This is a genomic window from Nostoc sp. NMS9 (assembly GCF_017114995.1).
GTDB lineage: Bacteria > Cyanobacteriota > Cyanobacteriia > Cyanobacteriales > Nostocaceae > Nostoc.
In genome coordinates, this window is the sequence record NZ_JABXKL010000029.1 from 1 (window position 1) to 25,387 (window position 25,387).

Annotated in this window: 24 protein-coding genes and 2 pseudogenes; 15 read left to right on the forward strand and 11 right to left on the reverse strand. The window is 41.3% G+C overall.

The window, feature by feature from the left end:
* Positions 1-154: 154 nt before the first annotated feature.
* A complete protein-coding gene (locus tag HWQ40_RS10020) occupies positions 155-895 on the reverse strand; it encodes a 2-phosphosulfolactate phosphatase (RefSeq protein WP_292777206.1) in 741 nt (246 codons plus the stop codon).
* Between the two features lie 131 nt (positions 896-1,026).
* On the opposite strand from HWQ40_RS10020, the gene HWQ40_RS10025 reads away from it, so the two are divergent.
* Together HWQ40_RS10025 and HWQ40_RS10030 are read left to right on the forward strand one after the other, a co-directional pair.
* Complete coding sequence (locus HWQ40_RS10025) at positions 1,027-1,401, forward strand: hypothetical protein (protein WP_292777208.1); 375 nt, start codon at positions 1,027-1,029, stop codon at positions 1,399-1,401.
* Complete coding sequence (locus HWQ40_RS10030; RefSeq protein WP_292777213.1) at positions 1,398-1,820, forward strand: type II toxin-antitoxin system VapC family toxin; 423 nt, start codon at positions 1,398-1,400, stop codon at positions 1,818-1,820. Before HWQ40_RS10025 ends, HWQ40_RS10030 begins: the two co-directional genes overlap by 4 nt.
* 22 nt (positions 1,821-1,842) lie before the next feature.
* On the opposite strand, the gene HWQ40_RS10035 is transcribed toward HWQ40_RS10030, so the two are convergent.
* Positions 1,843-2,070, reverse strand: coding sequence for a barstar family protein (locus tag HWQ40_RS10035; RefSeq protein ID WP_292777215.1), 228 nt, complete (start codon positions 2,068-2,070; stop codon positions 1,843-1,845).
* A gap of 57 nt (positions 2,071-2,127) precedes the next feature.
* Here HWQ40_RS10035 and HWQ40_RS10040 point away from each other — a divergent pair, with 57 nt between their 5' ends.
* The 3 genes from HWQ40_RS10040 (at position 2,128) to HWQ40_RS10050 (ending at position 3,891) form a co-directional block, all read left to right on the forward strand.
* The gene (locus tag HWQ40_RS10040) at positions 2,128-2,310 is read left to right on the forward strand and encodes an element excision factor XisH family protein (protein WP_292777297.1); all 183 of its coding nucleotides are present in this window, start codon (positions 2,128-2,130) and stop codon (positions 2,308-2,310) included.
* Positions 2,298-2,627 carry a XisI protein gene (locus tag HWQ40_RS10045; RefSeq protein ID WP_292777217.1) on the forward strand — a complete coding sequence of 110 codons (330 nt, stop codon included), beginning with the start codon at positions 2,298-2,300 and terminating at the stop codon, positions 2,625-2,627. The genes HWQ40_RS10040 and HWQ40_RS10045 overlap by 13 nt, the downstream gene beginning before the upstream one ends.
* 82 nt (positions 2,628-2,709) lie before the next feature.
* Positions 2,710-3,891, forward strand: a complete 1,182-nt coding sequence (locus HWQ40_RS10050) for a class I SAM-dependent methyltransferase (protein ID WP_292777219.1) — start codon at positions 2,710-2,712, stop codon at positions 3,889-3,891.
* Positions 3,892-3,961: 70 nt separating this feature from the next.
* Here the strand turns inward: HWQ40_RS10050 and bioB are convergent, their stop codons facing one another.
* A complete protein-coding gene (gene bioB / locus HWQ40_RS10055) occupies positions 3,962-4,969 on the reverse strand; it encodes a biotin synthase BioB (protein WP_292777299.1) in 1,008 nt (335 codons plus the stop codon).
* Between the two features lie 478 nt (positions 4,970-5,447).
* Between bioB and HWQ40_RS10060 the strand changes: the two genes are divergently transcribed.
* A complete protein-coding gene (locus HWQ40_RS10060; protein WP_292777221.1) occupies positions 5,448-6,023 on the forward strand; it encodes a GNAT family N-acetyltransferase in 576 nt (191 codons plus the stop codon).
* Positions 6,024-6,316: 293 nt separating this feature from the next.
* Here the strand turns inward: HWQ40_RS10060 and HWQ40_RS10065 are convergent.
* A pseudogene (locus HWQ40_RS10065) lies at positions 6,317-6,518 on the reverse strand (transposase); the annotation flags it as partial.
* Positions 6,519-6,972: 454 nt separating this feature from the next.
* Here HWQ40_RS10065 and HWQ40_RS10070 point away from each other — a divergent pair.
* Positions 6,973-7,428: a hypothetical protein gene (locus tag HWQ40_RS10070; RefSeq protein WP_292777223.1), complete on the forward strand. Its 456-nt coding sequence runs from the start codon at positions 6,973-6,975 to the stop codon at positions 7,426-7,428.
* Between the two features lie 452 nt (positions 7,429-7,880).
* The gene (locus HWQ40_RS10075) at positions 7,881-9,338 is read left to right on the forward strand and encodes a YdiU family protein (RefSeq protein ID WP_292777226.1); all 1,458 of its coding nucleotides are present in this window, start codon (positions 7,881-7,883) and stop codon (positions 9,336-9,338) included.
* A gap of 186 nt (positions 9,339-9,524) precedes the next feature.
* Here the strand turns inward: HWQ40_RS10075 and HWQ40_RS10080 are convergent, their stop codons facing one another.
* The 5 genes from HWQ40_RS10080 to smc form a co-directional block, all read right to left on the reverse strand.
* Positions 9,525-10,328 (reverse strand): hypothetical protein, encoded by an 804-nt coding sequence (locus tag HWQ40_RS10080; RefSeq protein WP_292777228.1) that lies wholly within the window; start codon positions 10,326-10,328, stop codon positions 9,525-9,527.
* Positions 10,325-10,483 carry an LCP family protein gene (locus HWQ40_RS35605; protein WP_366933947.1) on the reverse strand — a complete coding sequence of 53 codons (159 nt, stop codon included), beginning with the start codon at positions 10,481-10,483 and terminating at the stop codon, positions 10,325-10,327. The genes HWQ40_RS10080 and HWQ40_RS35605 overlap by 4 nt, the downstream gene beginning before the upstream one ends.
* A 68-nt stretch (positions 10,484-10,551) precedes the next feature.
* The gene (locus HWQ40_RS10085) at positions 10,552-12,276 is read right to left on the reverse strand and encodes an ABC transporter ATP-binding protein (protein WP_292777230.1); all 1,725 of its coding nucleotides are present in this window, start codon (positions 12,274-12,276) and stop codon (positions 10,552-10,554) included.
* A 382-nt stretch (positions 12,277-12,658) separates the two neighbouring features.
* Positions 12,659-13,654, reverse strand: coding sequence for a PRC-barrel domain-containing protein (locus tag HWQ40_RS10090; RefSeq protein ID WP_292777232.1), 996 nt, complete (start codon positions 13,652-13,654; stop codon positions 12,659-12,661).
* 200 nt (positions 13,655-13,854) lie between these two features.
* Positions 13,855-17,514 (reverse strand): chromosome segregation protein SMC, encoded by a 3,660-nt coding sequence (smc, locus tag HWQ40_RS10095; protein ID WP_292777234.1) that lies wholly within the window; start codon positions 17,512-17,514, stop codon positions 13,855-13,857.
* Between the two features lie 497 nt (positions 17,515-18,011).
* Here smc and HWQ40_RS10100 point away from each other — a divergent pair, with 497 nt between their 5' ends.
* Positions 18,012-18,833 (forward strand): carbonic anhydrase, encoded by an 822-nt coding sequence (locus HWQ40_RS10100; protein WP_292777236.1) that lies wholly within the window; start codon positions 18,012-18,014, stop codon positions 18,831-18,833.
* 358 nt (positions 18,834-19,191) lie between these two features.
* On the opposite strand, the gene HWQ40_RS10105 is transcribed toward HWQ40_RS10100, so the two are convergent.
* The gene (locus HWQ40_RS10105) at positions 19,192-19,650 is read right to left on the reverse strand and encodes a BON domain-containing protein (protein WP_292777239.1); all 459 of its coding nucleotides are present in this window, start codon (positions 19,648-19,650) and stop codon (positions 19,192-19,194) included.
* A gap of 290 nt (positions 19,651-19,940) precedes the next feature.
* Here HWQ40_RS10105 and HWQ40_RS10110 point away from each other — a divergent pair, with 290 nt between their 5' ends.
* The 5 genes from HWQ40_RS10110 to HWQ40_RS10130 all read left to right on the forward strand — a co-directional run bounded on the left by HWQ40_RS10110 (position 19,941) and on the right by HWQ40_RS10130 (position 23,365).
* Complete coding sequence (locus tag HWQ40_RS10110) at positions 19,941-20,141, forward strand: hypothetical protein (RefSeq protein WP_292777241.1); 201 nt, start codon at positions 19,941-19,943, stop codon at positions 20,139-20,141.
* Entirely contained in the window at positions 20,119-21,039 is a 921-nt protein-coding gene (locus HWQ40_RS10115) for a ribonuclease D (RefSeq protein WP_292777243.1), read from the forward strand. The genes HWQ40_RS10110 and HWQ40_RS10115 overlap by 23 nt, the downstream gene beginning before the upstream one ends.
* A gap of 233 nt (positions 21,040-21,272) precedes the next feature.
* The gene (locus HWQ40_RS10120) at positions 21,273-22,115 is read left to right on the forward strand and encodes a tetratricopeptide repeat protein (protein ID WP_292777246.1); all 843 of its coding nucleotides are present in this window, start codon (positions 21,273-21,275) and stop codon (positions 22,113-22,115) included.
* A 279-nt stretch (positions 22,116-22,394) separates the two neighbouring features.
* Positions 22,395-22,748, forward strand: coding sequence for a hypothetical protein (locus HWQ40_RS10125; protein WP_292777248.1), 354 nt, complete (start codon positions 22,395-22,397; stop codon positions 22,746-22,748).
* Between the two features lie 74 nt (positions 22,749-22,822).
* Positions 22,823-23,365, forward strand: coding sequence for a hypothetical protein (locus HWQ40_RS10130; protein WP_292777251.1), 543 nt, complete (start codon positions 22,823-22,825; stop codon positions 23,363-23,365).
* Positions 23,366-23,370: 5 nt separating this feature from the next.
* Here the strand turns inward: HWQ40_RS10130 and HWQ40_RS10135 are convergent, their stop codons facing one another.
* The gene (locus HWQ40_RS10135; RefSeq protein ID WP_292777253.1) at positions 23,371-24,939 is read right to left on the reverse strand and encodes a tetratricopeptide repeat-containing serine protease family protein; all 1,569 of its coding nucleotides are present in this window, start codon (positions 24,937-24,939) and stop codon (positions 23,371-23,373) included.
* 236 nt (positions 24,940-25,175) lie between these two features.
* Between HWQ40_RS10135 and HWQ40_RS10140 the strand changes: the two are divergent.
* Positions 25,176-25,310 (forward strand): annotated as a pseudogene (locus HWQ40_RS10140) (IS701 family transposase); the annotation flags it as partial.
* Between the last annotated feature and the right edge of the window lie 77 nt (positions 25,311-25,387).

Consider the following 25,387-nt stretch of genomic DNA (forward strand, 5'->3'; position numbering starts at 1 on the left):
TGACTCTAATTAAGCTTTTGTTACATACTTGTAAATTTTCCCGCCGACTTACTTAACTCCTGCAACGTTTTGTCTTCTTCTGGAGTCAACCGAATTCTTAATGGCGAAGGCATTTTCTAGCATCGATTACTGTCCGCTCTTATCTTATAATTTTTTATGTCTCACTACTTAGTATGTAATTTACATAAGCATTATCAGTAAATAAAGGCACGCAATCACTAACGTTGTAGGCAGCGGACATTTCAACATCTGACTCAAAACCTTTTTCAATCAACTCTTTACCCGAACTGCATTTTTTCAAGTACCCGACTAAATCCTGCTGGAAAGCCTGAAATGTTGTCACAGCAACTTCAGCTTCTGGTGATAAACTGCCATCTAAATAACTGAGAATTGCCCCAGCACCAATTAAATCTTCAAATGCAGGACGTAAGCTACCATCTTCTTTCCACCTTTCACCGGCAGGAATGACAGCGATTTTATCACCATACTTTTGAGCAAACTGCGCTATAGCTTGGCAATTTCGCAAGCAACCAGCCAAAGTTGGTGTATTCCCTGTATGTAAAGTCAGAAAAGAACCATTAGGTGATGGTAAAACTAGTCTAGTTCCAGCAGGAATCTGAACTACCGATTTTGGCGAGAGAGAATATCCAGTTGTAGTCCAACGTTGTCTATGACTTGCCAACTCTGCTTGTACTGACTTGGCATAATCTATGACAGATTCATCTCTCATTGCGTAGGGAAAAATTATCGCGCCGTTGTTGGTGGCAATTTCTACGCAGGTAGAAAAAGAGAGAACATCAACTATGACAACTACATCACTGATGGGAGCGAGTTCAGCAACTCCTTGTGGCCCCCATTCACAGCGTAAATTAAACTCTGATTGGTTGTAAATCATTGGAGCGATCGCAAAAGACAATATGATAAAAATCAAACCACAAATTAACCAAGCCAGCGATTTTAATTTGTCTCAAGGCTAAATTGACCTAAATGTTATAATCAATATAAAAATTGAAATATCAAAATATTATGAATTTAGCTGTAAAAAGTACCTCTATAACAACTGTACCCAAGTTAACTTATGATGTGCTGATTGAAAATCAACAAGATGGCGAGGTTAGTGCGACAGTGCTAGGCTTGCCAGATTTTCAAGGTTCTGGTGTGACTAAAGAAGAAGCACTAGAGAAACTAATTCAACTTTTACAAGAGCGAAAACCAGAAATAGTAACTTTAGAAATTGAACCTACCCAAACCGAACATCCTTGGATGAAATTTGCAGGTATGTTCAAGGATGATCCACAATTTGACGAGATGCTGGCATATATAGAAGCTGATCGTCGTGAACTTGACGCACAAATGGAGGAATATTATCGGCAACTTGATGCAGAGGATGAAACTAAGTGACTTTATGGATACTTGATACGGATCACGTATCACTTTTTCAACAGTTGCATCCAGTTATCACACAGCGTATTAATGCAGTTAATTCTGAAGACATTGCCATAACGATAATTACAGTTGAAGAACAACTGCGTGGTAGGTTTAATGTAATCAGAAAGGCTTCATCATCTGATGCATTGCTATTAGCTTACGCAAAGCTACAGGATACTTTAGAGTTTTTCAAAAATGTGCGTTCGCTAGGATTTGATGAGTCTGCTATTAATTGTTACGAAGGCTTGATTCGTCAAAGAATCCGCATTGGTACTCAAGATTTACGCATTGCGGCAATTACGCTGTCAATGAATGGTATTTTGGTTACTCGCAACCGCAAATATTTTGAGAAAGTTCCTAATTTACGTTTAGAAGATTGGACTATATCTTAATTTTTCTCAAGGCTAAACTGACCTATTTGTTTAGAGGTAAAAAATTCAGAATAATATTATTCGCTTCCCAGTATTCTTTGGCTGAATTTAAAATATCCAATGCTATTTGGTACTGTGTCGGTTCAGCTTGAGCAAATATATCAGCATAGTCATACAATATGACGTATCTCTCAGCCGGACACCATGTTAAATCGGTGATACATTCATCAAAAGCATCCCAATTAGCACCAAAGTATGTAGGAAATTGCATTGCTTCAGCAGCTTTACTTATGAAGTAACAGAATTTCATCTCGCTTTAGGTCAAACCTTGAATTATCGGCTAGCATTAAAAAAAGAAGAACCAGAACGCATTTTATATCTAGCTATTAGCCATGATACATACGAAGACTTTTTTTCACGTCAATTTATTCAAGATTCTTTAAAAGAATATCAAATTAAACTTTTAATATTTAATTCCTTAAGTCAGGACATTGTTTTATGGAAGGAATAAATTACTCTCAAATAATTCAAGATATTTTAAGTAATGATTCCGCTAATGACGTAGCTAATGGCACGGAAGTTCAATTGTTGTTTGACGCAGAACGCCATCATTATCAAGTCTTAAATATTGGCTGGAAAGAACAACGGAGAATTTATGGAGTTATCATTCATGTTGATATAAGAGACAAAAAAATTTGGATACAAAGAGATGGTACAGAAATCGGTATCGCTAATGAATTAATTGCTGCTGGTGTACCGAAAGAAGATATTGTATTAGGATTTCACGCTCCTTATAAACGCCAATTTACTGACTTTGCTGTTGGATAAATATCAGGAAATAAACAATAGTAATCTTTGCTCTAATCAGCCACTATCCGCTAAACTCAGAAATGCTGCGTTATTCCTCATCATGTCCGATTCCCAAACTGTTAGTGCTGCTGTTGCCAAACTCTACAATACCTACCCCTTTCCGCCGGAAGCCCTGTTGGATGAACCACCTCCAGGCTACAACTGGCGCTGGAATTGGCTAGCCGCTCACAACTTCTGCACAGGTCAAAAACCCCAAAAGCAAGATATTCGGATTTTAGATGCAGGTTGCGGTACTGGTGTGGGTACAGAGTACCTGGTTCACCTCAATCCTCAAGCTTCTGTTGTGGGAATTGATCTTAGTAGCGGCGCTTTAGCTGTAGCCAAAGAGCGTTGTCAGCGTTCAGGGGCTACCCGCGTTGAATTTCATCACCTCAGCTTGTTTGATGTGGAACAGTTGCCGGGTGAGTTTGATTTAATTAACTGTGTTGGCGTTTTGCATCATACCCCCGATCCCATTCGGGGTATTCAAGCTTTGGCGAAGAAGTTAGCCCCAGGCGGCTTAATGCACATTTTTGTGTACGGGGAGTTGGGGCGCTGGGAAATTCAACTCATGCAAAAAGCGATCGCACTTATTCAAGGTGACAAAAAAGGCGACTACCGCGATGGTGTCCAAGTCGGGCGACAAATATTCGCCTCTCTACCAGAAAATAACCGAATTGTCAAATATGATAAACAACGTTGGTCGCTAGAAAACAACAAGGATGAATACTTTGCTGATATGTACGTTCATCCTCAAGAAATTGACTACAACATTGAGACGCTGTTTGAATTAATAGATGCTTCGGGATTGGAATTTATTGGTTTCTCGAATCCGAATTTCTGGGATTTAGAAAGACTTTTAGGCAAAGCACCAGAGTTAGTAGAACGGGCAAAAGAACTGAGCGATCGCCAGCTTTATCGCCTGATAGAATTATTAGACCCAGAAGTAACTCATTACGAGTTTTTCCTCGGTCGTCCTCCTTTAATCAAAGCTGACTGGTCAGAGGATAATGCTCTACTAGCAGCGATTCCCGAACTGAATCCTTGTATTGAGGGATTTCCCAGTCAATGTTTCTTTAATTACGATTACCAGATAGTTAATTTATCTGTAGCAGAGTTTGAGTTTATGCAAAGATGTGATGCTAATTCCACAGTTGCAGATATTTTGACAAATGTAGAACTGGGATTGGATGGGGTAAGAACCCTTTTGCAACAGCAGTTGATTTTATTGACGCCTGCTTAGAGAATTCAGGTAAAAAATATCCAATTATTTATTGTGGGATAGCCAAAAGGCCCATCCCACAATCAGATAGTTATCCTACAACAGCCGGACTTGCTATCTTTTCCTGTCTTTGGGAAGGCGGACGCATCCCCAAACCAAGTAAATTCAGCATTTCTCGGTCAGTATCGTAATCTGGACAGGGAGTTGTCACCGTCAACATCTTGTTGTCGTCGCTGGAAAAGATAGAATTGGCTCCTGCCATAAAGCAGAAAGCTTGCTCAACTTGAGAAAGTCTCGCCCTTCCGGCACTAAGACGCACATCGGAAGCTGGCATTAAAATTCTGGCTGTGGCAATCATCCGCACAATATCCCAAATGGGGACATCAGGCTGATTTTCTAAAGGTGTGCCCGGTACTTGGGAGAGAATATTAATCGGCACGGACTCTGGATGTGGATGTAAGTTTGCCAGAGTTTGTAACATACCAACACGGTCATCGACAGTTTCGCCTAAGCCCAGGATACCCCCGGAACAGACAGTAACATTTGTCTGACGGACATTCTCAATTGTGTTCAAGCGATCGCTATATGTCCTCGTGGTAATAATTGTGCTGTAATATTCCTGCGAGGTATCTAAGTTATGGTTGTAGGCATAAAGTCCCGCCTCTTCCAATTTCCTGGCCTGATTTGCCGTCAACATACCTAGAGTGCAGCACACTTCTAAACCCATTGCAGTCACATCCTTGACCATTTCCAGGACTTCCTCAAATTGTGAGTTATCCCGCACCTCGCGCCAAGCAGCACCCATACAAATGCGACTAACACCAGTTTCTTTAGCTTTCTGGGCGATGTTAACTACCGTTTCCTTTTCTAGGAGTGCTTGCGCCTTTACCTCTGTTTTATAGCGGGAAGATTGGGCGCAGTAGCTACAATCTTCTGGACAACCCCCCGTTTTAATAGATATGAGCTTGCAAACTTGTATTTTTGTTGGGTCCTGATATTGGCGATGCACGCTAGCAGCTTGATAAATAAGCTCTAGCAATGGCGTGTTGTATATCACCCGAATCTCTAATTCCTGCCAATCGTAGCGTATTCCCACCACATCACTATCCTTCTTGTAGACTGGGTTAATCAAGAGCTGTCTTTTGCTTGAATCTGCTGCGGTACAGCGTTTAGGCAAAGCAGTTTTATCGAAGTTCTGCCGCGCACTGTGCTTTATCACCCATTGGCTCTCAATCCTTCCGCTCTAGATATTAGACATCAGCTTATCAAGATTTTGGTTGAATGGCAGATTAAGAGCAAAAATACTCACCCCATCTTTTGTAAAGGGCATTGGGCATTGGGCATTGGGCATTGGGCATACATATATCTTTTGTCATGCTGGTCAAGAATTCAAAGTCTATATAAAATCAGTTAATTGACTTCTGACTCTTGACAAACTTTATGAAAAAACTATGACACTTGGTAAGTCGTGATAATCAGACAGCTAATCTAACTGCTGGTGCTAAACCACAGGTTATGAGAGAATTTATAAAATTTAGAGAATGTTTTGGGAAGAGATCCCGCCGATTAAGTAATTTATGATATCAGAACTGCCAATAATTGCAAGCGATCGCCTATTATTACGAGCAGCGATCCATGAAGATATACCCGAAATTCTTAAATACTTCATTGATAACAAAACTTATCTCACTCCATTTTACCCTCTTTGGGCTGATGGTTTTTTCACTGAAGAATATTGGCAATATCAGATAGAGAATAGTTTTCTAGAATTTATCAATGGGCAATCGTTAAAACTATTTGTTTTTACCAAAAAAAATCCTACCGTAGTTATTGGAACGGTCAATTTTAGTAATTTTGTCCGAGGAGTCGCTCATTTTTGCTATGTGGGATATAACCTTGCTGAAAATAAACAAGGTAAAGGATATATGACAGAGGGGTTAAAATCTGCAACTCAATATCTATTTCAAGAGTTAAATTTTCACCGAGTCATGGCTAATTATATGCCTCACAATCGGCGCAGTGGTAATGTACTCAAAAGACTCGGTTTTGTCATTGAAGGATACGCTAGAGACTATTTGTTAATTAATGGGCTATGGGAAGATCATATTTTGACAAGTCTTACAAATCCTGATTGGAAAGCACCTAAAATTTAAAAACCTGAGGATTATTGTCAAGATTATTTATTTTATTTATCGATTTTACCTGCTTATATAGCAATCCTATTTGAGTTGTGAAAAATATAGATTAGAAAACGAACCGCCTTATCTTCTCCTTCTCCTGTCGGAGACGCTGCGCGAACGGAGACGCTAACGAGAGGCTTCCGCCAACGCGCAGCGTCTCGTCAGAGAAGGACGCAAAGGAAAGAAACAAGAAAGAGAGATATAATTTTCACGAATGATTTAGGACTGCTATAAATCCATTTAGAGACCATTTATAAAGTAAATCTTTAGACCACAAGACGACGCAGCATGATACGAGTCATAACAGCATATATAGCAGCTTCACTGATTTCTGGGAGACGCTCATAATCCTTACTAAGACGACGGTACTGGTTAAACCACCCAAATGTTCTTTCTACAACAAGCGCGTTTTGGGAGAACCTGAAATTCTTGCTCAGTGCGGCGTATTACATCAACATGAGCTTGGATTGGAATTAACGGAGCCAAGATTTCCCACTCCATATCATTTAAGTCTGTGGGATAAGACTTTCGTGCCATGAGTAACTATGTAAATATACTGTATATTAGGTATCTTACTCCTTGCGATAATCCCCTCATACTCGCCTTTAGATTTACTTTATAAATAGCCTCTTAGGATTGCTATATATTAAGTAAGCAATGCTTAAATTTCATTCAAATGCTTATTTGTACTTTGTAAGTAATGCCCACCTTACAGCTATTTGCAATACTATGATATCTATATAAGAATGAATTTAATATATCAATTGTGAATATCTACAAATTCATAGTAAATTCATAATAACTACACAACAACTCCACAAGCAAATGCAATAGTAATATTTGTTCACTACCAGGCTCAGTTATTAAGGTTAGCTTTAGCCGATGTGTCCAATTTTCTTAAATAGTTGAGGAGTTTTTTAAAATGCTCATTAATTCTATAAAGCGCTTATCTGTCTTTTCTACTATCTTTGCTTTTGCTACCATCTTAAACGGAGTTGTCTTGGCAACACCAGGCCCAAATTCTGCCACTACACCAGCCTTAAAAACTCAGACTAGTGCTGCATCACACCAGCCAATCAAACTCACAAATCAACAGCGGCTACAAATCCAAGTGGCTCGCCAGCAAAGAGATAAGGATATTGAGGCTCTATTAAACCCGTCCCAAGATACTAAATTTAAGGCGGCACTGCAATCCCGTCAGAGAATAAGAATAGTTTTAAAATCTTTGGATCTGAATCAAGATCAACAGAAACAGGTTCAATCAATTTTGCAAGCTTATAACCTGCAAGTAAAAAAAATTCTAGCTTCACAGGTATCACAAACAACATCAAACCCAGTAGGAATTGCTGCACCAACATCACAACCAATTAAAAAATAAAAAATCAGTTTTATTTAATTAAGTTTAAGTTTCGCAAGACTGGCGGATTTTATCCAAACTTCGGTTGAGCCAGTCTTATTTTTTTTAATGTGCAAAACTTTATTTCTTCTAAAAGAAGGCAATTTTGGGTCATTAGCCAGTTTAAAAAGAAGAATTGCATCGGTCAGAAAGTATCATAAAATACAAATAAGTCAGTGCGGTCTTCTTCGCTCTCTACGAGACGCTCCGCGTTCGCATAGCCTCTGTTTTTGGCAGAAAAGGAGACGCCCACCGTAGGATGCTTCGTTCTTACTTCAATTCCACGCTTTTCAAGGTGGGTTACTCCTGCCTCCTGAAGCTGAAGCGCTCCAGATTTTGATAGCATTTAGATATGGGTCGCTTTTTGCGTCTATGCTGATGATGCTGAAGCCAGAGGTAGTATTAAAGGAAGAATGAATTAAGCTTTGCTCGTAATGACTCTGGCTGAAACTCCAAACGACAAGAATTCTAGCAATCCTTTTCTCACCCTCAACTACGAAACTGCCTTAGAATCTCTAGGCGGTGACTACTACGATGAGGTTGCAGCAGCTGAATTTCCCCAACACCTCCTACGTTGGCGTAACGATGAACTATTACCCCGTTTCGGTTTAAACCCCCAAGTAGTCAAAGACGAAGATTTTATCACAGCCTTTGGCAAATTCCTGGGACGCAAACCCTTGTTGGCTCTGCGTTACCACGGCTATCAATTTGGTGAATATAACGGACAGTTAGGTGATGGTAGAGGCTTTCTCTACGGGCAAGTACGCGCCAATGATGGCGAATTGTACGATTTTGGCACTAAAGGTTCTGGAAGAACGCCCTACTCCCGTGGTGGCGATGGTATGCTCACGCTCAAAGGTGGAATGCGGGAAGTTCTGGCTGCGGAAGCACTACACTACTTGGGTGTACGTACTTCGCGCTGTCTGAGCATGATTGAAACAGGTTTACCACTCTGGCGGGGCGATGAACCTTCACCTACCCGTTCATCTGTGATGATTAGAATGAGCAGTTCTCATATTCGATTTGGCACTTTTGAACGACTGCACTATTTTCAACGTCCAGATTTAACTAAGAAGCTGTTAGACCACGTAATTGAGCAGTATTATCGACACTTAAATGCTGAAGAAGATAAATATACCCTGTTTTACGCCGAATTAGTTAAACGGGTTGCAGAACTAGTAGCACAGTGGATGGCGGCTGGCTTTTGTCATGCAGTTCTCAATACTGACAATATGTCGATTACTGGAGAGAGTTTTGACTATGGGCCTTACGCATTTATTCCGAGTTATAACCCATCTTTTATAGCTGCATATTTTGACTATTATGGACGCTACTGTTACGGTAATCAACCAAGTATTTGCCAACTGAATTTACAAATGCTCCAAGAACCTTTAAAGGCGATTATTGATAAAGGCGAAATGGAAGCTAGATTAGCAATGTTTGATAAGTATTATCAAGCTGAATACAGTTCTTTGATGTTGAAAAAGTTAGGCTTTTCAGATTTGCCACATCCACAAGCTGCGGAAGTGTTGAATCTAACGGTTGAATTTTTGAAAGATAGCCAAGTTGGTTATCACCAGTTTTTTTATGAGATGGCTCGTACTTTTTCATCAAAATGGCGAGATGAACCAGGTTTTGTCATGAATAATTCAGATATTGTGCCAGTAACAGGTGCGTCAGGAATGTTTGATGATTGGTGCATACTATACCATAAAATTTTGAACGATTTTGATAGCGATCGCACCGATGTAATTGCTCAAACTCTAGCTGCTCATAATCCAAAAACGGTATTATTAAGACCAGTAATTGAATCTACTTGGGAATCAATTGCCCAGGAAGACAATTGGCAACCTTTTTATGAGTTAATCAAGGCAATTCAGTTTAGGAGATAGTTAGCAAGGGGCAAGGCTTGTACCGAAAATATTTTTTTCCTTTGCCCCTCTGCTTCCCTGCTTTATTGTCAATATTTAGATGCATTTTCCCTGCGTTTCCATGAGAAAATGGGGTATGAGTAGCATTCGCGCAGAAAACCGAGTTTGGATAAATACATTGACGAAACTAATCATTCAGTTTATCAACTAACTATCGTGCTTCTTGTATCGACTTTGCAATAACTTAACTATCAAAATGATCGCAACAATTACAGGAAGGACTACTTTGTAACCTGCTATTATTGATGTATAAAGACGAGGAGAAGGAAGACAAGAAACCACATCCTGAGTACCACAGACTAGAAGTTGCAAAAGCCTGTTTCCTGCAAAAGAACACAAAAAAGAAAGTAAACCAACACATATCCAGACCCAATTTCTAGACGACAGAATAGCTTCTAGATGTTGGTCTGCTTTGTTTGGGGTAATAGTACTATGCAGTGTTTTACTGACTATTGGTTCTCGCCCGTCTCCTTTAGTTTTTTGTTCATACCATTGAGAAATATTCTGACCTGCTAACCATCCTGCCAATCCAGCAATCACAGACGCAAGTACAGAGCCAAAGCCAAGCCAAACTGCTGAACTGGGTGTCATCGGTCTCGAAAACATTGGTGTCGAAGAAAAGTACCAAGGCCCGAAGATTGCTACTCCGACTCCAGCTACAGAAGCACTAATAACCTTGACTGTTACATGATAGAGTCGAATATGCCTTAGTGGGTAAAAGAATAGACATGTTATGACACTCACCAACAGCCCATTAACTAACCCCAGTCCTAAGCCTAATCCAGCACCAAGCATTCCCGTAAAAACAAAAAACAAAAGACAAAAAAGCACACCCAGTACACCTCCAGATATTAGTCCTATTGCCACGCTTCGCAAGACAATGTACCATGCCAATTCCAGTCTTGATATGGACTTTTGACTCTTAAAACTATACTCATTGCTATTAGTCATTGGCTTACACTTTGGGCTGCTTGTTTTGTTCCACCACGCACGTTTGCATAATTAATTTTATCTGCACCAACTCCATAAAATAGAACGAGAGTATCTCTAAGAATAGATAGTATATTAATCGAATTAGAATCTGGCATTATTTTGGCTAGCAGCATATAGCAGTCCCGTCCCTTCTGGGCAGAATCAATCTAAAATCGCAAATCTAAAATTCAAAATCGTTTGACTAACTAAACTGTTGAGCATAGAACCGCGCATAACGACGCTCTAAGGCTAATAATTCTTCATGGGTTCCCGATTCGAGAATTTGACCCTGTTCGAGAACTAAAATACGATTGCACCGTCTCACTGTAGATAAACGGTGAGCAATAATAAACACCGTCCGTTTTTCCATCAATCTTTCTAGCGCTTCCTGTACCAAAGCTTCTGACTCGGAATCTAAGGCTGATGTCGCCTCATCAAGAATCAATATTTGGGGATTGAGCAGAACAGCACGAGCGATCGCAATTCTTTGTCTTTGTCCACCTGATAAGTTTACCCCACGTTCGCCTACCCAAGTCTTATAACCTTCTGGTAGTTGGCTAATAAATTGATGTGCATTCGCAATTTTCGCTGCCTCTTTAACTGCTTTTATGTCAAAAATATCTTGTCCAAAGGCGATATTTTGGGCAATTGTCCCCGAAAACATGATGGTTTCTTGAGGAACAATCCCAATTTGTCGCCGCAGACTATGCAACTTCACATCTCGAATATCAACACCGTCAATGAAGATTTGACCAACTTCAGGATCGTAAAAACGGGGTAAAAGATTCACAAATGTAGTTTTACCAGCGCCAGAAGCACCTACAAGTGCGATCGCTTCACCTGGTGATACCAATAAATTGATATCTTTTAATACAGGTTCACCTGGTTTATAGGCGAAGGAAATATGACGATATTCTACTTTGCCTTTGACTGGGGGGAGAGCGATCGCATTTATCTTTTCGATCACCGTTGGCTGAATTGCCATCAATTCAAAAACGCGGTCAACAGATGCTTCACCCTGCTTAAATTCGTTGTAGTTGTTAGTAGTGTGACCAATAGGATCAATTAACAGCGCCGCCGCCGCCAGATAACTGAAAAAATTCGCTACTGTCAAGTTACCTTGGGAAATTTGCCATGCTCCCACAATCAGTAACGATAACGCACTTAAGGCTTCCAAAAATCCGATGATGGGAATCTGAATCGCTTTGAGGCGTTCGGCTGAGTATTTTGCTTTGAGACTGCGTTCTGCTTCATGGCCAAAGCGGGCGATTTCGTAATTTTCGGCAGCAAAAGCCTGTACCAAACGAATCCCGTTGAAAACTTCCGCGAGGATAGCTGATAAACCCGACACGCGATTTTGACTTTTTAAGGAATATTTGCCCAAGCGTTCACCAAACCAGCCGACTAAAATACCCATCAGTGGTGCAACTATCACCGTTGCTAATGTCAGTTGCCAATTTAGGTAAATCATGTAAATCGGAATTGCAAGTAACTGCAAAATGCAGGGGATAAAGTCGTGAAATACTTTATTTACCACTTCGCCAACGCGGTCAACATCTTCGGTGAGGCGGTAAGATAAATCACCAGCTTTTGCCGTTTCAAAATAGCTGAGATTTAGCTTTTGAAGATGTGCATAGACTTGCTGGCGGAGATGAAAAGCAACTCTCAAAGCAGCTTTCGCTATGTACATATCTTGTATAGACTGAAATAAGCCTCTGACAAGAAACACTAAAGCACAGCTGCCAGTTATTTGAGCGATCGCGACCACATTACCTTGGGCAAAAGGAATTGCCAATTTACCGGCAAGATTAATTAATACTAAAGTCGCCAGCACGTATCCCAAGATCCCAATAAGTCCCTTGGTGATAGTTTGCCACTGGAGTCGGATATAAGGTAGCAGTTGCCAGTAATTAGAACGGGTTTTCAAGCTCGAAAGTCCACAGCGATATTTTACTTTGTTTGACGCTAACAGTTTTTGGTGAGTTTCTGAACACTTAACTAATTAGTTACAAACTGTTTTAGCGTTCTTCTATGATTGAAGTAGAATGTTCATTCGAGGGGTCTTGCTTTATGAAACTGGAAGAGTATTTCAACGCGCTTGCACCAGATGACATTCGACTCAAAGGGACTCGGATTATGAATACCAGGATCGAATTGAATATCTACCCCTGAGCCAATAGCCCATTCTCCACTCCCTCACTTATCCTAAAAAATTAGCCCCCTCATTGCTTGCAAAGAGAGGACTGAATTTATCAGAGAAATAATTTGTAATTTAAGCCGAAAATTACGAACTACGAATTACGAATTACTTAATATCCGCCTTCTTCTTCGTATTCTGGCTGTCTTTCCTTGACTTTCTTAGGAATATTCACAGGCTTTGGCGCATCTTCCCAAGCGTCGCCCTCTACATCGTCATAATCATCGTATTCGTCAACATAAGGCTTGCTGTAAGGCTGGGCTTCATATTTTAGCGGCTGCGGTTGTTGATACCTGTCGTTGCCCGTTGCTTCGCTCCAGTTATCTTCTTCCTCATCTTCTTCGTATTGAATAGATTCATACTGCCGCGCCTTCATTACCTGACGCTGTGGCCTTTCTTCTTCCACATAGTCTTCATTCCATTCTTCTTCTTGCGCTACGGGTTCAGGAGCACGAACTTTTTGCCTGGGTGGCTGCAATGGCACTCCACTAGGCAGTTGATTACCTGGTGCAACTTGGCGCGGTGGAGTATAGCCGTATTCTTCTTCTATATCTCGTTCCCACGGTGCTTTGCCGATACCCAGGCGCTCTAGTAAACCAACTGTCAACTGGTTTACTCGTTCTTCGGCTCCCTCAAACACAATCAACCGATTGGGGCCAGTGCTGACAATTTCATCTACTGAGAACTCGTAAGTACTCACAAATTGATCGGGAATTTGGGGCAATCCTAAAGAAGCAATGACTATAGATTCAAGCTTCCCGCTTTCGCCGTTGAACTTGAAGCCCCGAACTTTGCCTAAGACTTCACCTGTTTCTGTAATTACTTCCCAGTTAATCAGATTACTGAGAGATTCAACTTCGATATCTTCAATGACATCTTCGTTATCAACCAGGATGACATCACCAATCTGGCTGATGTTGTTGAGGTACATATAGCGCGGTATGCCCGAAATAGAGATCAGGCTGTCTCGCAAACCAAGAGCCACAACCTCTCGTTGATCGATATCAACCCAGACTTGACTGATGATGCCTAGCCGCTTGCCGTTGTCGCGGGTAATCACCTGGGTATTTAATATGTCGGAACGCCTAATTATCTGTTCGGAGGTCATTCTATACCGAGTCCTGATCTCGAATCCGGTTTAACGCGACGTGCAACTTATTCTTGTAACCCCACTTCCATTCCTCTATCCCAGTGAACGAGAGGCTTTGATTTTTGCTCTCTTTCCCTGGTAGGGAAGGGGTTGGGGGTTAGGTTTGAGAGAAAGTCACACATTACGTGGTTTATCTATACACTATTATTAACAAAAACTCAAGCAGATGTATTGGATGATTGTAACTTAATCCCCAAAACTTGAGTGTAAGCTCCTCGTGCTTGAGTAACGCCAATTGTGCGTTCGGCTGATTCTATCATCGGACGACGCAAACTCACAACTATAAATTGCGCCTGTTGTGACTGTTGTTTAATCATTCTAGCTAATCGTTCTACGTTTGCCCCATCTAGGAACATATCTACTTCGTCAAAAGCGTAAAATGGCGATGGACGGTAGCGTTGCAGGGCAAAGATAAAGCTCAAGGCGGTGAGTGATTTTTCTCCCCCAGACATGGAAGCTAGACGCTGTACGGGTTTGCCTTTGGGGTGCGCGACTAAATTCAGTCCGCTGCTAAAGGGATCTTCGGGATTTTCAAGTTGCAAGAAGCCGTCGCCGTCGGAAAGAATGGCAAAAATTGATTGAAAGTTTTCGTTGACAGCATCGAAAGCTTCTTTAAAGGCAAGTTGCCGCAATGTGGTAAAGTTTTCAATCCGCAAAAGTAATTCGGTGCGTTCCCCTTCTAGTGTCTCTAATTTTTGCGTGAGTTCTTGGAGACGGTTTTGAGTGCGTTCGTATTCTTCCAACGCCAGCATATTCACAGGCTCCATTGCCTGTAAGCGTTTGGTAAGCGATCGCAATTCTTTCTGCAATTCTTCTAAATCTACCTGATCTGGAACTTCCGGCAGCGGATTTGGTAATTCTGCTCCCACATCCCGCAATTGAGTTTGCAGTGCAATTAGTTCTTCCCGCCGCTTCTCTTGGATTTCTTGGAGTTTTTGGATTTCCCATTCCAATTGCTGTTGACGCAAAAGGTGCGATCGCACTTCCAGTTCTGTAGCGTCGCGTTTTTGTTTCTCTTCGCCCAAATTCTGCTCCATAAGGCTGAGGTTGGCGCGGGTTTGGGTGATTTGATCGTCTATCGTTGTGATTTGTGTGGAGACGCGATGAATCGCTTCTCTACAAGAGATTTGCTGGGTTTCATATTCGGTGATTCGCGTTTCACCTTCTTGGATTTTTTCTTGCAAACGTTGTTGCTGATTTTCTAAATTTTTTAATCTTTGTTCAGCTTCCCGTAACGCTGTTTCGCGTTGTTGTAATTGTTGCTCTTGGATTTTTATGGTTGCCTGGATTTGTTGCCATTCACTGGGGGTTTGGGATGCTTCTAACTCTGCTAACGCCTGTCGCAATTGTTGCAATTCATTTTCTTGCCCAGGTAATTCCCGCTCTAAAATTTCCAGACGGGATTGAGCAGTGGCTAATTTTTCGCTGTTTTGGGCGAGTTGCGATCGCGTCCCCTCTAATTGCACTGTTAAACTCTTAATGTCTTTTTGCAACTGCTCCAATTGCAACTGCTGTTCTCGCCGCGCCTGACGCGCTTCGGTGAGTTCCTGGGTGAGTTTTTTTGTTTTGGTTGACAAAGTAGCGATCGCTTCGGTACAACGCTCTAAAATTCGCTCAATGTCCACCAAGCGAGTTTTTAAAGCGATCGCTTCATCAGATTCCGCCGCTTCCGCATTGCCAAACCGCAAGGACGAACGCTGGGTGTTGCTACCACCAGTCATTGCACCACTAGTTTCCAGAAGTTCCCCGTCTAAGGTGACGATGCGATACAGTCCTAAATTTTTCCGCGCCGCCTCTAGGTTGGCAAAAACTACCGTGTTACCGAAAACATAGCTGAATACATCTTTGTAACGGCGATCGCAATCGACTAAGTTAACAGCATAGTTAACGAAGCCACTAGCAAAACGCAGTGTTGCATCTTGGGTAAATTTGGGAGCGTGAATTTTATTCAGTGGTAAAAAAGTTGCCCTCCCTGCCCGTTTCTGTTTGAGCAGTTCAATACCCGCTGCGGCTACACCATCATCTTCCACCACAATATGTCCCAAGCGTCCCCCAGCAGCCATTTCTAAAGCAAGTTGATGGCGAGGTTCCACCTTTCCCAACTGCACAACTAAGCCACAAAGTCCAGGTATTCCCGATTGTAAAATGACTTTACTAGCTTGGGTTCCTTGGACTTCTTGTTGTGCTTGCGCTTGCGCCTCGATTTTATCCAACTGGCGTTGTTTTTCCCGTTGTTCAGAAAGTAACCGTTTTTGGGTTTCTTGTTGGATTTGCAGTTCTTGTTCTGTGGCTGAGAGATTTTGGGCTAAATTTTGGATGGGTTCGCTAGAGGTGTTAAATTCCGTTTCAACTCCACTACACTGAGTTTGTTTTTCTGCTAATAATGGTTCGTCGCGTTCAATTAACTGAGTTTGCTCTTGGATAAGCTGCTGTAACTGATTATTGCGTTCCCGGAGTTGTGCTTGTTCGGTGCGTTGTGGTTCTAGGGTGTGCAGCAAAGCTTCAATTTGACGGTTAAATGCTGTTTGTTGCTGCACCCAGGCTTCCGAAGCCGAGGCGATTTCTGCGGCGGCTTCGCGGGAACTTTCTAAAGCTTGCTGTGCTTCATTCCTTTGCTGCTGGGAAGACGCGATGAATCGCGTCTCTACAATGTGTGTTTTGGCAATTTCTTCTAGGGAATGACGGTGTTTTTGAATCTCTTGCTGAGTTTGAGTCAGACGTTTGGCAGTTTCCTGCGTTGCTGTTTGTAATTCCGTTAGCTGACGCTGGAGTTGTTTACGTTCTGCTTCTTGGGTGGCGAGGGTAGATTGTACCGCCAAAAGTTCCTCTTCTCCCAATGCTTTCACGTGGGCATTGAGTTGTTCGAGTTCAGCAGTTTTTTGGACGATTTCGGAATTTAGGTTTGTGAGTTGGGTAGTGAGTTCGCTAAAGTTGCGATCGCCTGTTTGAATTTCGTGAACTAACTTTTCTTGGTGTGCTTGTAGCGATCGCCATGATAAAACAGCTTCCCAGGATTGCTTCGCGAGAAATTCTGTGCGGAGTTTTTGATATTTCTCAGCTTTCGCCCGATCTTGGGAAAGGCGATCGCGCTGTGCAGTTAATTCTGTCTCAATAATCCGACAGCTATCTTCCTTTTCCTTTACCTCATCTAAAGTTGATTTGGCTTGAACAATTTTGCGATCGAACGCCGCCACCCCAGCTAATTCATCAATAATTTCCCGTCGTTCCCGCGCATTCATCGAGATAATGCTGGTGACATCCCCTTGCAGTACCACATTGTAACCTTCAGGATAAACCCGGAGGTTACTTAGTTCTCCATGCAACTCTGTCAACGTGCAAGGTACACCATTAATATAGTAATTCGATGTGTAAGTCCCTTGATGAGTAACTCGTAGCCTTCTAGTAACACTCCACTCTCCCGATTTTGGATTTTGGATTTTGGATTTTGGATTTTCTTCCCCTACCTCCCCAGCTTCCCCTACCTCCTCTATTTCCTCTACTTCCTTTACTTCCTCCCTTTGTGCCTTTGCGTCTTTGTGTGAGATTTCATCCGACAAATCAAATGTCACCGTGACGCTAGCCTCAATCGAAGCACGTCCTTTAGCCGTTTGAGTGTTATTTACCAAATCCGGTAAGCGTTCGGCTCGCATTCCCTTAGAACTAGAGAGTCCCAGGCAAAAGAGCAGTGCATCTAAGATATTAGACTTACCCGAACCATTTGGCCCAGATATGACAGTACACCCCGGTAGCAAAGGGACAGAAGTAGTGCCACCGAAGGATTTGAAGTTCGTAAGTTCCACGCGCTTGATGTGCACCATAGGCGCTGGTTCCCTGGGCTAATGAAGAACAAGTGTATCAACTAATTAAGAATTCGCAAGAGGGTAAGGGGGAGAATTGGAAATTATAGTAGACGCCTTGCGGTGAGCCTGCAAGCTTCACCCAAAAGGCTTACCACAGGCGATCGCTCAGTGTACGGCAAAAATTTTGATGTCGCAAACTGACCATCAAAATTTTCCCAGAGCAGATAATATCATGTCCGCCTAATTACTCGTAATTCAAAAATTTATCTCAAGATATAACTAGTTTGAAATAGGCTCAAGGCATTCTCACACCCTAATGTGACCTGCTAAGGAACAGAAGGGAGCAAGGAAAAAAAGTAACTCAACCAAATGGTAGAGGATATTAAAAGCACCAAATGAATTTATAATATAGTAATCTTTACAATTGGAAAAACGTAGAAAGAAAGTCCTCTTTACTACCTCAATTTGCTGTCTGTGATTTGTTCTTAACCCCCAAATATTTATAGAACTTAGTAATGAAGAGATTAATTAAAGGTCTGCGCGAATTTAAATCTAGCTATTTTTCGACACATCAACAATTGTTTGAGCAACTTTCACATGGTCAAAAGCCCAGGGTCTTATTTATTACCTGTTCTGATTCGCGTCTCGATCCAAATCTAATTACACAAGCCCAAGTTGGTGAATTATTTGTCATTCGCAATGCAGGTAACATTATCCCTCCGTATGGGGCAAGTAATGGCGGTGAAGGTGCGACAATTGAATATGCTGTTCAAGCTTTAGATGTTCGCCAAATTATTATTTGTGGTCATTCTCATTGCGGTGCAATGAAAGGATTAATGAAGTTACACAATCTCAGCGATGAAATGCCGCTTGTACATGATTGGCTTAAATATGCAGAAGCAACTCGAAGGCTAGTTATAGACCACTACAGTGACTACGACGGAGAAGAACTGCTAGAGATTATGATTGCCGAAAATGTTCTTACTCAAATTGAGAATTTGCGGACATATCCAGTGATTCACTCTAAGCTCTATCGGGGAGAACTCAGCATTTATGCTTGGATTTATCATATTGAAACAGGAGAAGTTTTCGCATACGATCCCCAGAAGCACGCTTATGTTTTGCCTCAAACTGAGCTTCCAGAATCAGAAATAGATGAGTCGTTCAGGGGTCAAGTTCCAAATACCAATGTAGCAGTGCGTTCCCCTCTAAACCAGCAGGATGATGTTCAACCTTATGAGAAACAGTCTGTTTCTGCATTTGAGTGGTTTCCAATGAGACGACTTTCTCCAGAGCAGATGGAGCGAATTTATCGAGGTTCAAATAATGGAAGTTGAAAGATGAAAATATAGAATTTCAAACATCCTCTTAGTGGTTTGGGGGTGGAGTTTTTGTACCTTACTCAACCGATAACCTCTATATAAACTTACTCAAGTGGTATCAACTCAATACGGTTCGGATAAGATCCCCCCGCCTGCGACGACCCCCTTAAAAAGGGGGTAAAGAGGAGAAAAAGCCCCCCTTTTTAAGGGGTTGGGGGGATCTTCGAGAGACAAATATGTTAACCGAACCGTATTGGGTATCAAGTACCTATTCCTTACTTTTATTTAAGTAAGTAAAAAACAGAGACTTACACAGATGTAAGTCTCTATTTGGCTTTCATGCCGATGCTAACTGAAAGCTTTAGTTATTCTTTTATGGCTTTTTTACAGTATCAACTTTTGCTTCGACCTTCACTGTCTTCACACCTTGAACTTCTTTAGCCAAGGTTTCAGCTTTCTTGAGTTCTTCAACAGAAGCGGCTGTACCTTTAAGGATAATTTCACCCTGTTTGTTTTCAACTTGTAACTTGTTGCCTGGTAGGTCTTTATTCAACTTGGCGCTAACTTCAGTTTTTAAGTCGCCCTTAGCTTTTGTTGATGCCGTTTTTTCAGAATCGGTTTTAACTTTAGTACCTGTACTAGCTGCTAAAGGAGTCGTTTGTGTTTCTGGAACTTTGGCAGTTTGATTTGTCTGCGAAGCTGGTTTTGCTGGTACTTGAGCCGCTTCATTAGTTGTGCTAGGAGTTTCGGAACCAGTTTTAGAAGAGTCTTGGCAGCCAAAAGTACCAACTACCAAAATGCTACTAACTACTAATAGAATTAGCTTTTTCATTATTTATCTCCGAATTTAGTACTTGAAGCGGTTAATTGAAGTGTGTGTCATGGTGAGGAGCAAATTTAAAAAAAACAATTAAAAGTGAAGTAGCAAAAGTGCTTAAGCAATAGCTCAGGTTACTGAAAATTGAAATTTGGACGATTTCTTGAAGCTAAAATTTTGCACCCGGTTTTGAGAAATGTCAATTCAATTTTTCTGATGGCTGCTAACCAGGATGGCTTTACACACAGTCTGTGGCTCTCTATGAATTTAATCTAGATGCACAGTAGCTCTTTCGATGGTAGACTATGCCACTCCACAGTAGTGACTCGATGTTATCAGATTTGAGTCAATTTGGCGATGTCTATGATGAATTCCAAACTTCAGCGTTTTTGCAATCCTATGCCAGCAAACTTACCAACAAAATGTTACTTTATAAAACTATAGCTTACTTACAATGCCTTAAATATCAGGAAATATTAGCCAATGCCCTACCTTACTTCGGCTAGCGAAATTCGTGCCATTGTCGCTGAATATACAAACGCTAAAACACTGTGGATAGATACAGAAGTCGCTGACTATAAAAGTCGTAATCCCCGATTATCGCTGATTCAGGTATTAGATAATCCTCAAGATATGAGTGGCGATCGCGTCTATCTTTTAGATGTCTTAGATCAGCCTACTATTATAGCTGAATTTATTGATAAAATTATGATAAATTCTGCGATTGAAAAAGTTTTTCACAACGCGAGTTACGATCTAAAATTTCTCGGTAGCAAGAAAGCCAAAAATATTACTTGCACTTTGGAAATGGCCAAAAAAATTCCCTATTATCTTTTGCCATTACCCAACTACCAACTCAAGACAATAGCTACAGCACTTTGTAGCTTTAATAATATCGATAAACAAGAACAAAAAAGTGATTGGGGAAAACGCCCTCTGACTGAAGAACAGATAGAGTATGCTTACCTAGACTGCATTTATCTTGCTCAAATTCACCTAAACTTGTTAGGCTTACAAGCCCAAGCCAGCCCCGAACCTGCAACGGAAGACTTAATATCACTAAGTACTAGATACTCGCAAGTTGAGCAGCAATGGAAGTTGTTGAATTCCGAATTTGAGCATTTGCAAGAACGTATAAAAAAAGCTATGCAGGCTCAGAATATATCAGAAACTTATGATTATAAGCTGACTAGTTATGAACGGACTACAATCAAAGCTGCATTTACAGAATTGGCAAAGCTAGCACAAACTCAAGGTATTAATTTAGATTTTCCGATCACACTAACTCAGAAACTCCAAAAAGATTTAGGGCAAAATCTAGAACAATTGTCTGTAGATATTGACAAAAATACTTCTTGGCGGCTAATTCCCAAAACTCAAGAGAGTGAAGCTGAAGATGAGTAAATTGTTCATCAGGCTACAAATGTCAGAATTTATAGAGTTATTGTGAAGAATAAATATTTAAATTTAATAATTCTTTCCTCCTACCTTCTCTGATAAATCTATAAAATATTAGGGAAATTTGTCAATTAACTTGAAAGTCCTAACAAAAGTTAGAATAGTTATTCAGTTAAAGAATTAAAATCTAGATTTTGGTACTAATTCCGTTCAGGTATTATGGCAGTTTATATTAACTTATGAGACGGCGTTTATTTGGGCAAAAGCGAACAAGGGTAAATACTTTATTTACCATAGCTATTTTTACTACATTGACTGCAATTAGCAGTGTTTCTTGTAGTAAGAATGACAATGTATTGGTGACAGAAATAGGAGTTAGTCAACCTAGCCGTCGTTCAGCTACAACTTCCAGAGGTGGGGAATTTTATCTTCAGGGAAAGAATCAGCATTTAAACGGCGACTTGCAAGCTGCGATCGCTTCTTATAGTAAGGCAATTAGTCAAAATTCTCAGTATGGCGCCACCTACAACGCGCGGGGATTAGCCTACTTTGATTTGGGAGACAAGGAAAAAGCGATCGCAGATTACAATCAAGCACTTCGCATCAACTCTAACGATGCCGAAGCCCACAATAACTTGGGGAATGCCCGCGCCTCACTGGGAAACAACAGAGAAGCAATTAAAGATTACAGTGAAGCGATTCGCCTGAATCCCAACTATGCCGAAGCCTACAATAACCGGGGAAATGCCCGCGCCACCAATGGAGACAAAAAAGGGGCAATAGACGATCTCGATCAAGCGATTCTCCTTAACCCCAAATATGCGATCGCCTATAATAACCGAGGAAATGCCCGTGCTGCCAATGGAGATTTCAAGGGTGCGATCGCAGATTACAATCAAGCCATTCGCCTTAATCCCAACTTTGCCCCTGCCTACAATAACCGAGGAAATGCCCGCGCCACCAATGGAGACAAACAGGGAGCGCTTAAGGACTTACAACAAGCAGCAAGTATTTTTCAAAGTCAAGGTAACAACGATTTATACCAACAAGTCATGGGTAACATCAAAGAACTTGGACAGTAGAGAAAAGTAGGGTTTTAGTTATCCAAAGCTAACAGCCTAGCGATTTATCTTGCTACTGGGACTTAAATTCTAGCCGAGTTTTTAGGTGAGCTAATTTTTGTCTTTCAATGAGTTATCCAAAAGCCAGGGGATGAGAGAGGTGACAATTGCTGTCACGCTTGAGATGATAACGGTTACTGTATCACTGGGTAAACGTCCACTGAGCCAGGTGCTGGTGAAAACTATCTATGGGGACGTAAAAAGCAAGAGAGACTAGGCCCCAATGTTGGTTTTGGGTTTGTGCAAGAGTACCAAGATGATCTCAGTTCTGCGGCAATCTCTGGCCCCACCATGACTGCAATCCACGTTGCAAGTAAGTATCTGCGCGCCCAGCAGTTAGATAACGACGAAATCGCTGGCTCTCTAATTCCTGTTCGTTCTCAGTATGATGATTGGGGTACTTGGGAAGGTGATGACGATCCAGAGCGAGGTAGGACAGGTGTTGGTTTCACCAACTATAGAACCAACTTAGGAGAAGTAACCTCTCGCTATGACTTAAAACAAAACCGCAAAGCAGGATTTGGTGAAGTGCAACTAACTATTGAAGCTGGTGGTTACCCTCGCAGAGATATCCTTGTGCGCGTTCATTTTTAACGCAATATGGGCACGATATAACTAAGTTCTTCTTTACAAAAACACATATTTCAGAATACATTAAGTGCGTCACTATGAAGCTAAAGCAAGCAATTATTTCCTTGTCAATTCCTTTAATGATGTGGACTGTTGATAGTCTGCACTTAAAGGCTCTAGCAAACACTGTTTCACTAATGTCTAGGGACTGTGTAGATACAGGTGGAAGACACTGGAACAAAATCAGTCAAGATGTTTCTGTTGGTAGAGAGCTTTATACAGCGATGCTGTATATGAGCAGTCATTATATTGATGGTTTTCCAAATTTCACTTCTGCATTCACCTGCAAGATTAGAAATGCGGGTAAAGGCCCAACACCAAAAACACTAAAACTTGTGTTTGGAAGAAGTGATGCTGATAAAGCTCCTGCTGATCCAATAGTCTCCGTATTTCTTAAGGGTAATAAGGCTGGTCAAATCATTGTTCCTGCTGGAGAAGTGAAAACAGTTATTCTTGACGTTGCTAATGTGAATAGTGTCGCTCTTGAGACAGCATGTTCCAGTGCCAGTGAGAACTGTCCTACTGTCTACTTCCTTGAGGCTAGTCTAGATATGGGTTCCCGCAACCCTGGCAGTAGATAATCAGCTTACAACTCACGCTTGGCTTTTTCCAATTGTATTAGCGCTTTTTCGTAATCATCAATCAGTTCTTGTTCCAGAAAAAGATTAGCTGCTTGCTGAAAATCCTTGATAGCAGCTTCTCTATTTCTAAGTTTGGCATAAGCCGCACCACGATTTCCGTAGGCTTTGGCATAATCTGGCTTGTAGGTAATAGCAAGTGTGTAATCTGCGATCGCTCCTTCAAAGTCTTTGAGCCTATAGTGAGCTAATCCTCGGTTTAGGTAGGTATTGGGGCGTTTTGGCTCAAACTTCAAAGCTTGATTGAAATCCAAGATCGCTTCTTGTTGTTGACCTGAAAAACTCAGCAAGCGACCTCGGTTATTGAGCGCTGAAGCTGGCCCTGGTTCTAGATTAATAACCTGCGAATAGTCTGCGATCGCCCCATCCGAATCTCCGATTTCAGCACGGATAATAGCGCGGTTGTAATAAGCATTTGCATATTTAGGATTGATTTTGATCGCATGGGTATAGTCTGCGATCGCACCCTTCAAATCTCCCATTTCATGCTGAATCAGTCCTCTTTGGAAATAGGCATCAGCATTTTCAGAATTTGCTTTGAGTGCTTGGTTGTAGGCTATTACTGCACCTTGGCGATCGCCAGCCTCATACTTAACTAGCCCCTGGGAATAAGGATCGATGGATATTGCTTCGGGAGTTTCTATGACCGAATTATCTAACTGCAAATCAGCTTTCTTCAGAGCAATTTTAGGTAATTGCTCAAGAAAGGTAGTGATGGGAATAGCTGAATTAAACCCTGTTTTGATGAGATTATCCTCAGAACTATCACTTTTTGAGGAAGTTGTGGTTTTGACCATGCCTACATTAGTGTCGCCTCCCTGTCCATGAATGCCTACAACTCGACCTGAAACGTCAAAAACAGGGCCGCCGCTCATCCCTTTCCAAGTAGGGGCAGTGTAGTGAATAGCATACCCTTGTGAACGGGCTGGATTGAAGCTAGACACATCGCCCCGCGAAAATTCTGCTGTTCTATTAGTCGGGTCTTCAAAGGCAGGAAAGCCACAGACAAAAATCATAGAAGGCACTGTGATTTGAGGGATATTTGCCAGGGTCGCCACTGTATAGTTCTTTGGGCTGCGAAATTTGACAATAGCTAGATCGGGATAATTGGCATCAGTTTGCAAACGATTAACTTCCTCAACAGGATAGTTTTCGTCTTTGTTTATTTTAACTCTGTAGCTACGATCGGTGTCTCGAACTACATGATTTGCAGTTAGAACGGTGTAAATATCCCCTTGTTTGGCAATAATTACTCCAGAACCACCCTCATCTTCAGCAGCATTGACCTGAACTGTCACTTGATCCGCAAGATTTTTAATCCGAGTGTCAGTTTGGATTACAGCAGCTTGAGTATACATTGCAATCACACCGGTAATGCTAAGTACTCCAGTAAATAGTAGATAATAACTGTACTTAATTAGATGTTGCATTGTGTAAGGATTTAGTGTATAAAAAACAACATCCAATTGGGCATTCCACCAGTATAACCACTGCCCATTACACTTATCTAGCGACATCGTAGTTTAACCCTGTTTTGTAACTCCGGGAAAACAATAATTGAAGCCAAATTCTCAGACTTTGATTTAATGAGAATTAAACAAAAAAGATTCTATCGCTCCCCTTATGCTAAAGTGACTTACGCTATTATTAAATACCAAGTTGTAAAACTGCAAAACCCTTTCTACATAAGGATAACAGGTTGAAAAAGTATGGATTTAATATTTAGTAACCATAAAAATAGCGATAGAGCTAGAAAACTTTGAACACTTTTACTGAAGCTAATAACGCCTTTAGAACAGCTATGTCTTTTCGATTTTTCGATTGTTTGACCGTTCATCGTGACGTATTTGCTGCTTATAAAGCTAGTTTGGGTTACACTTGGGCTTAATTTTTGTTTAAGCCCCGCCACGCATTTTCACTCTAGTTCTGAGCGGCGAAAGCCGCCGCTTATAATTGTTTGTGCTT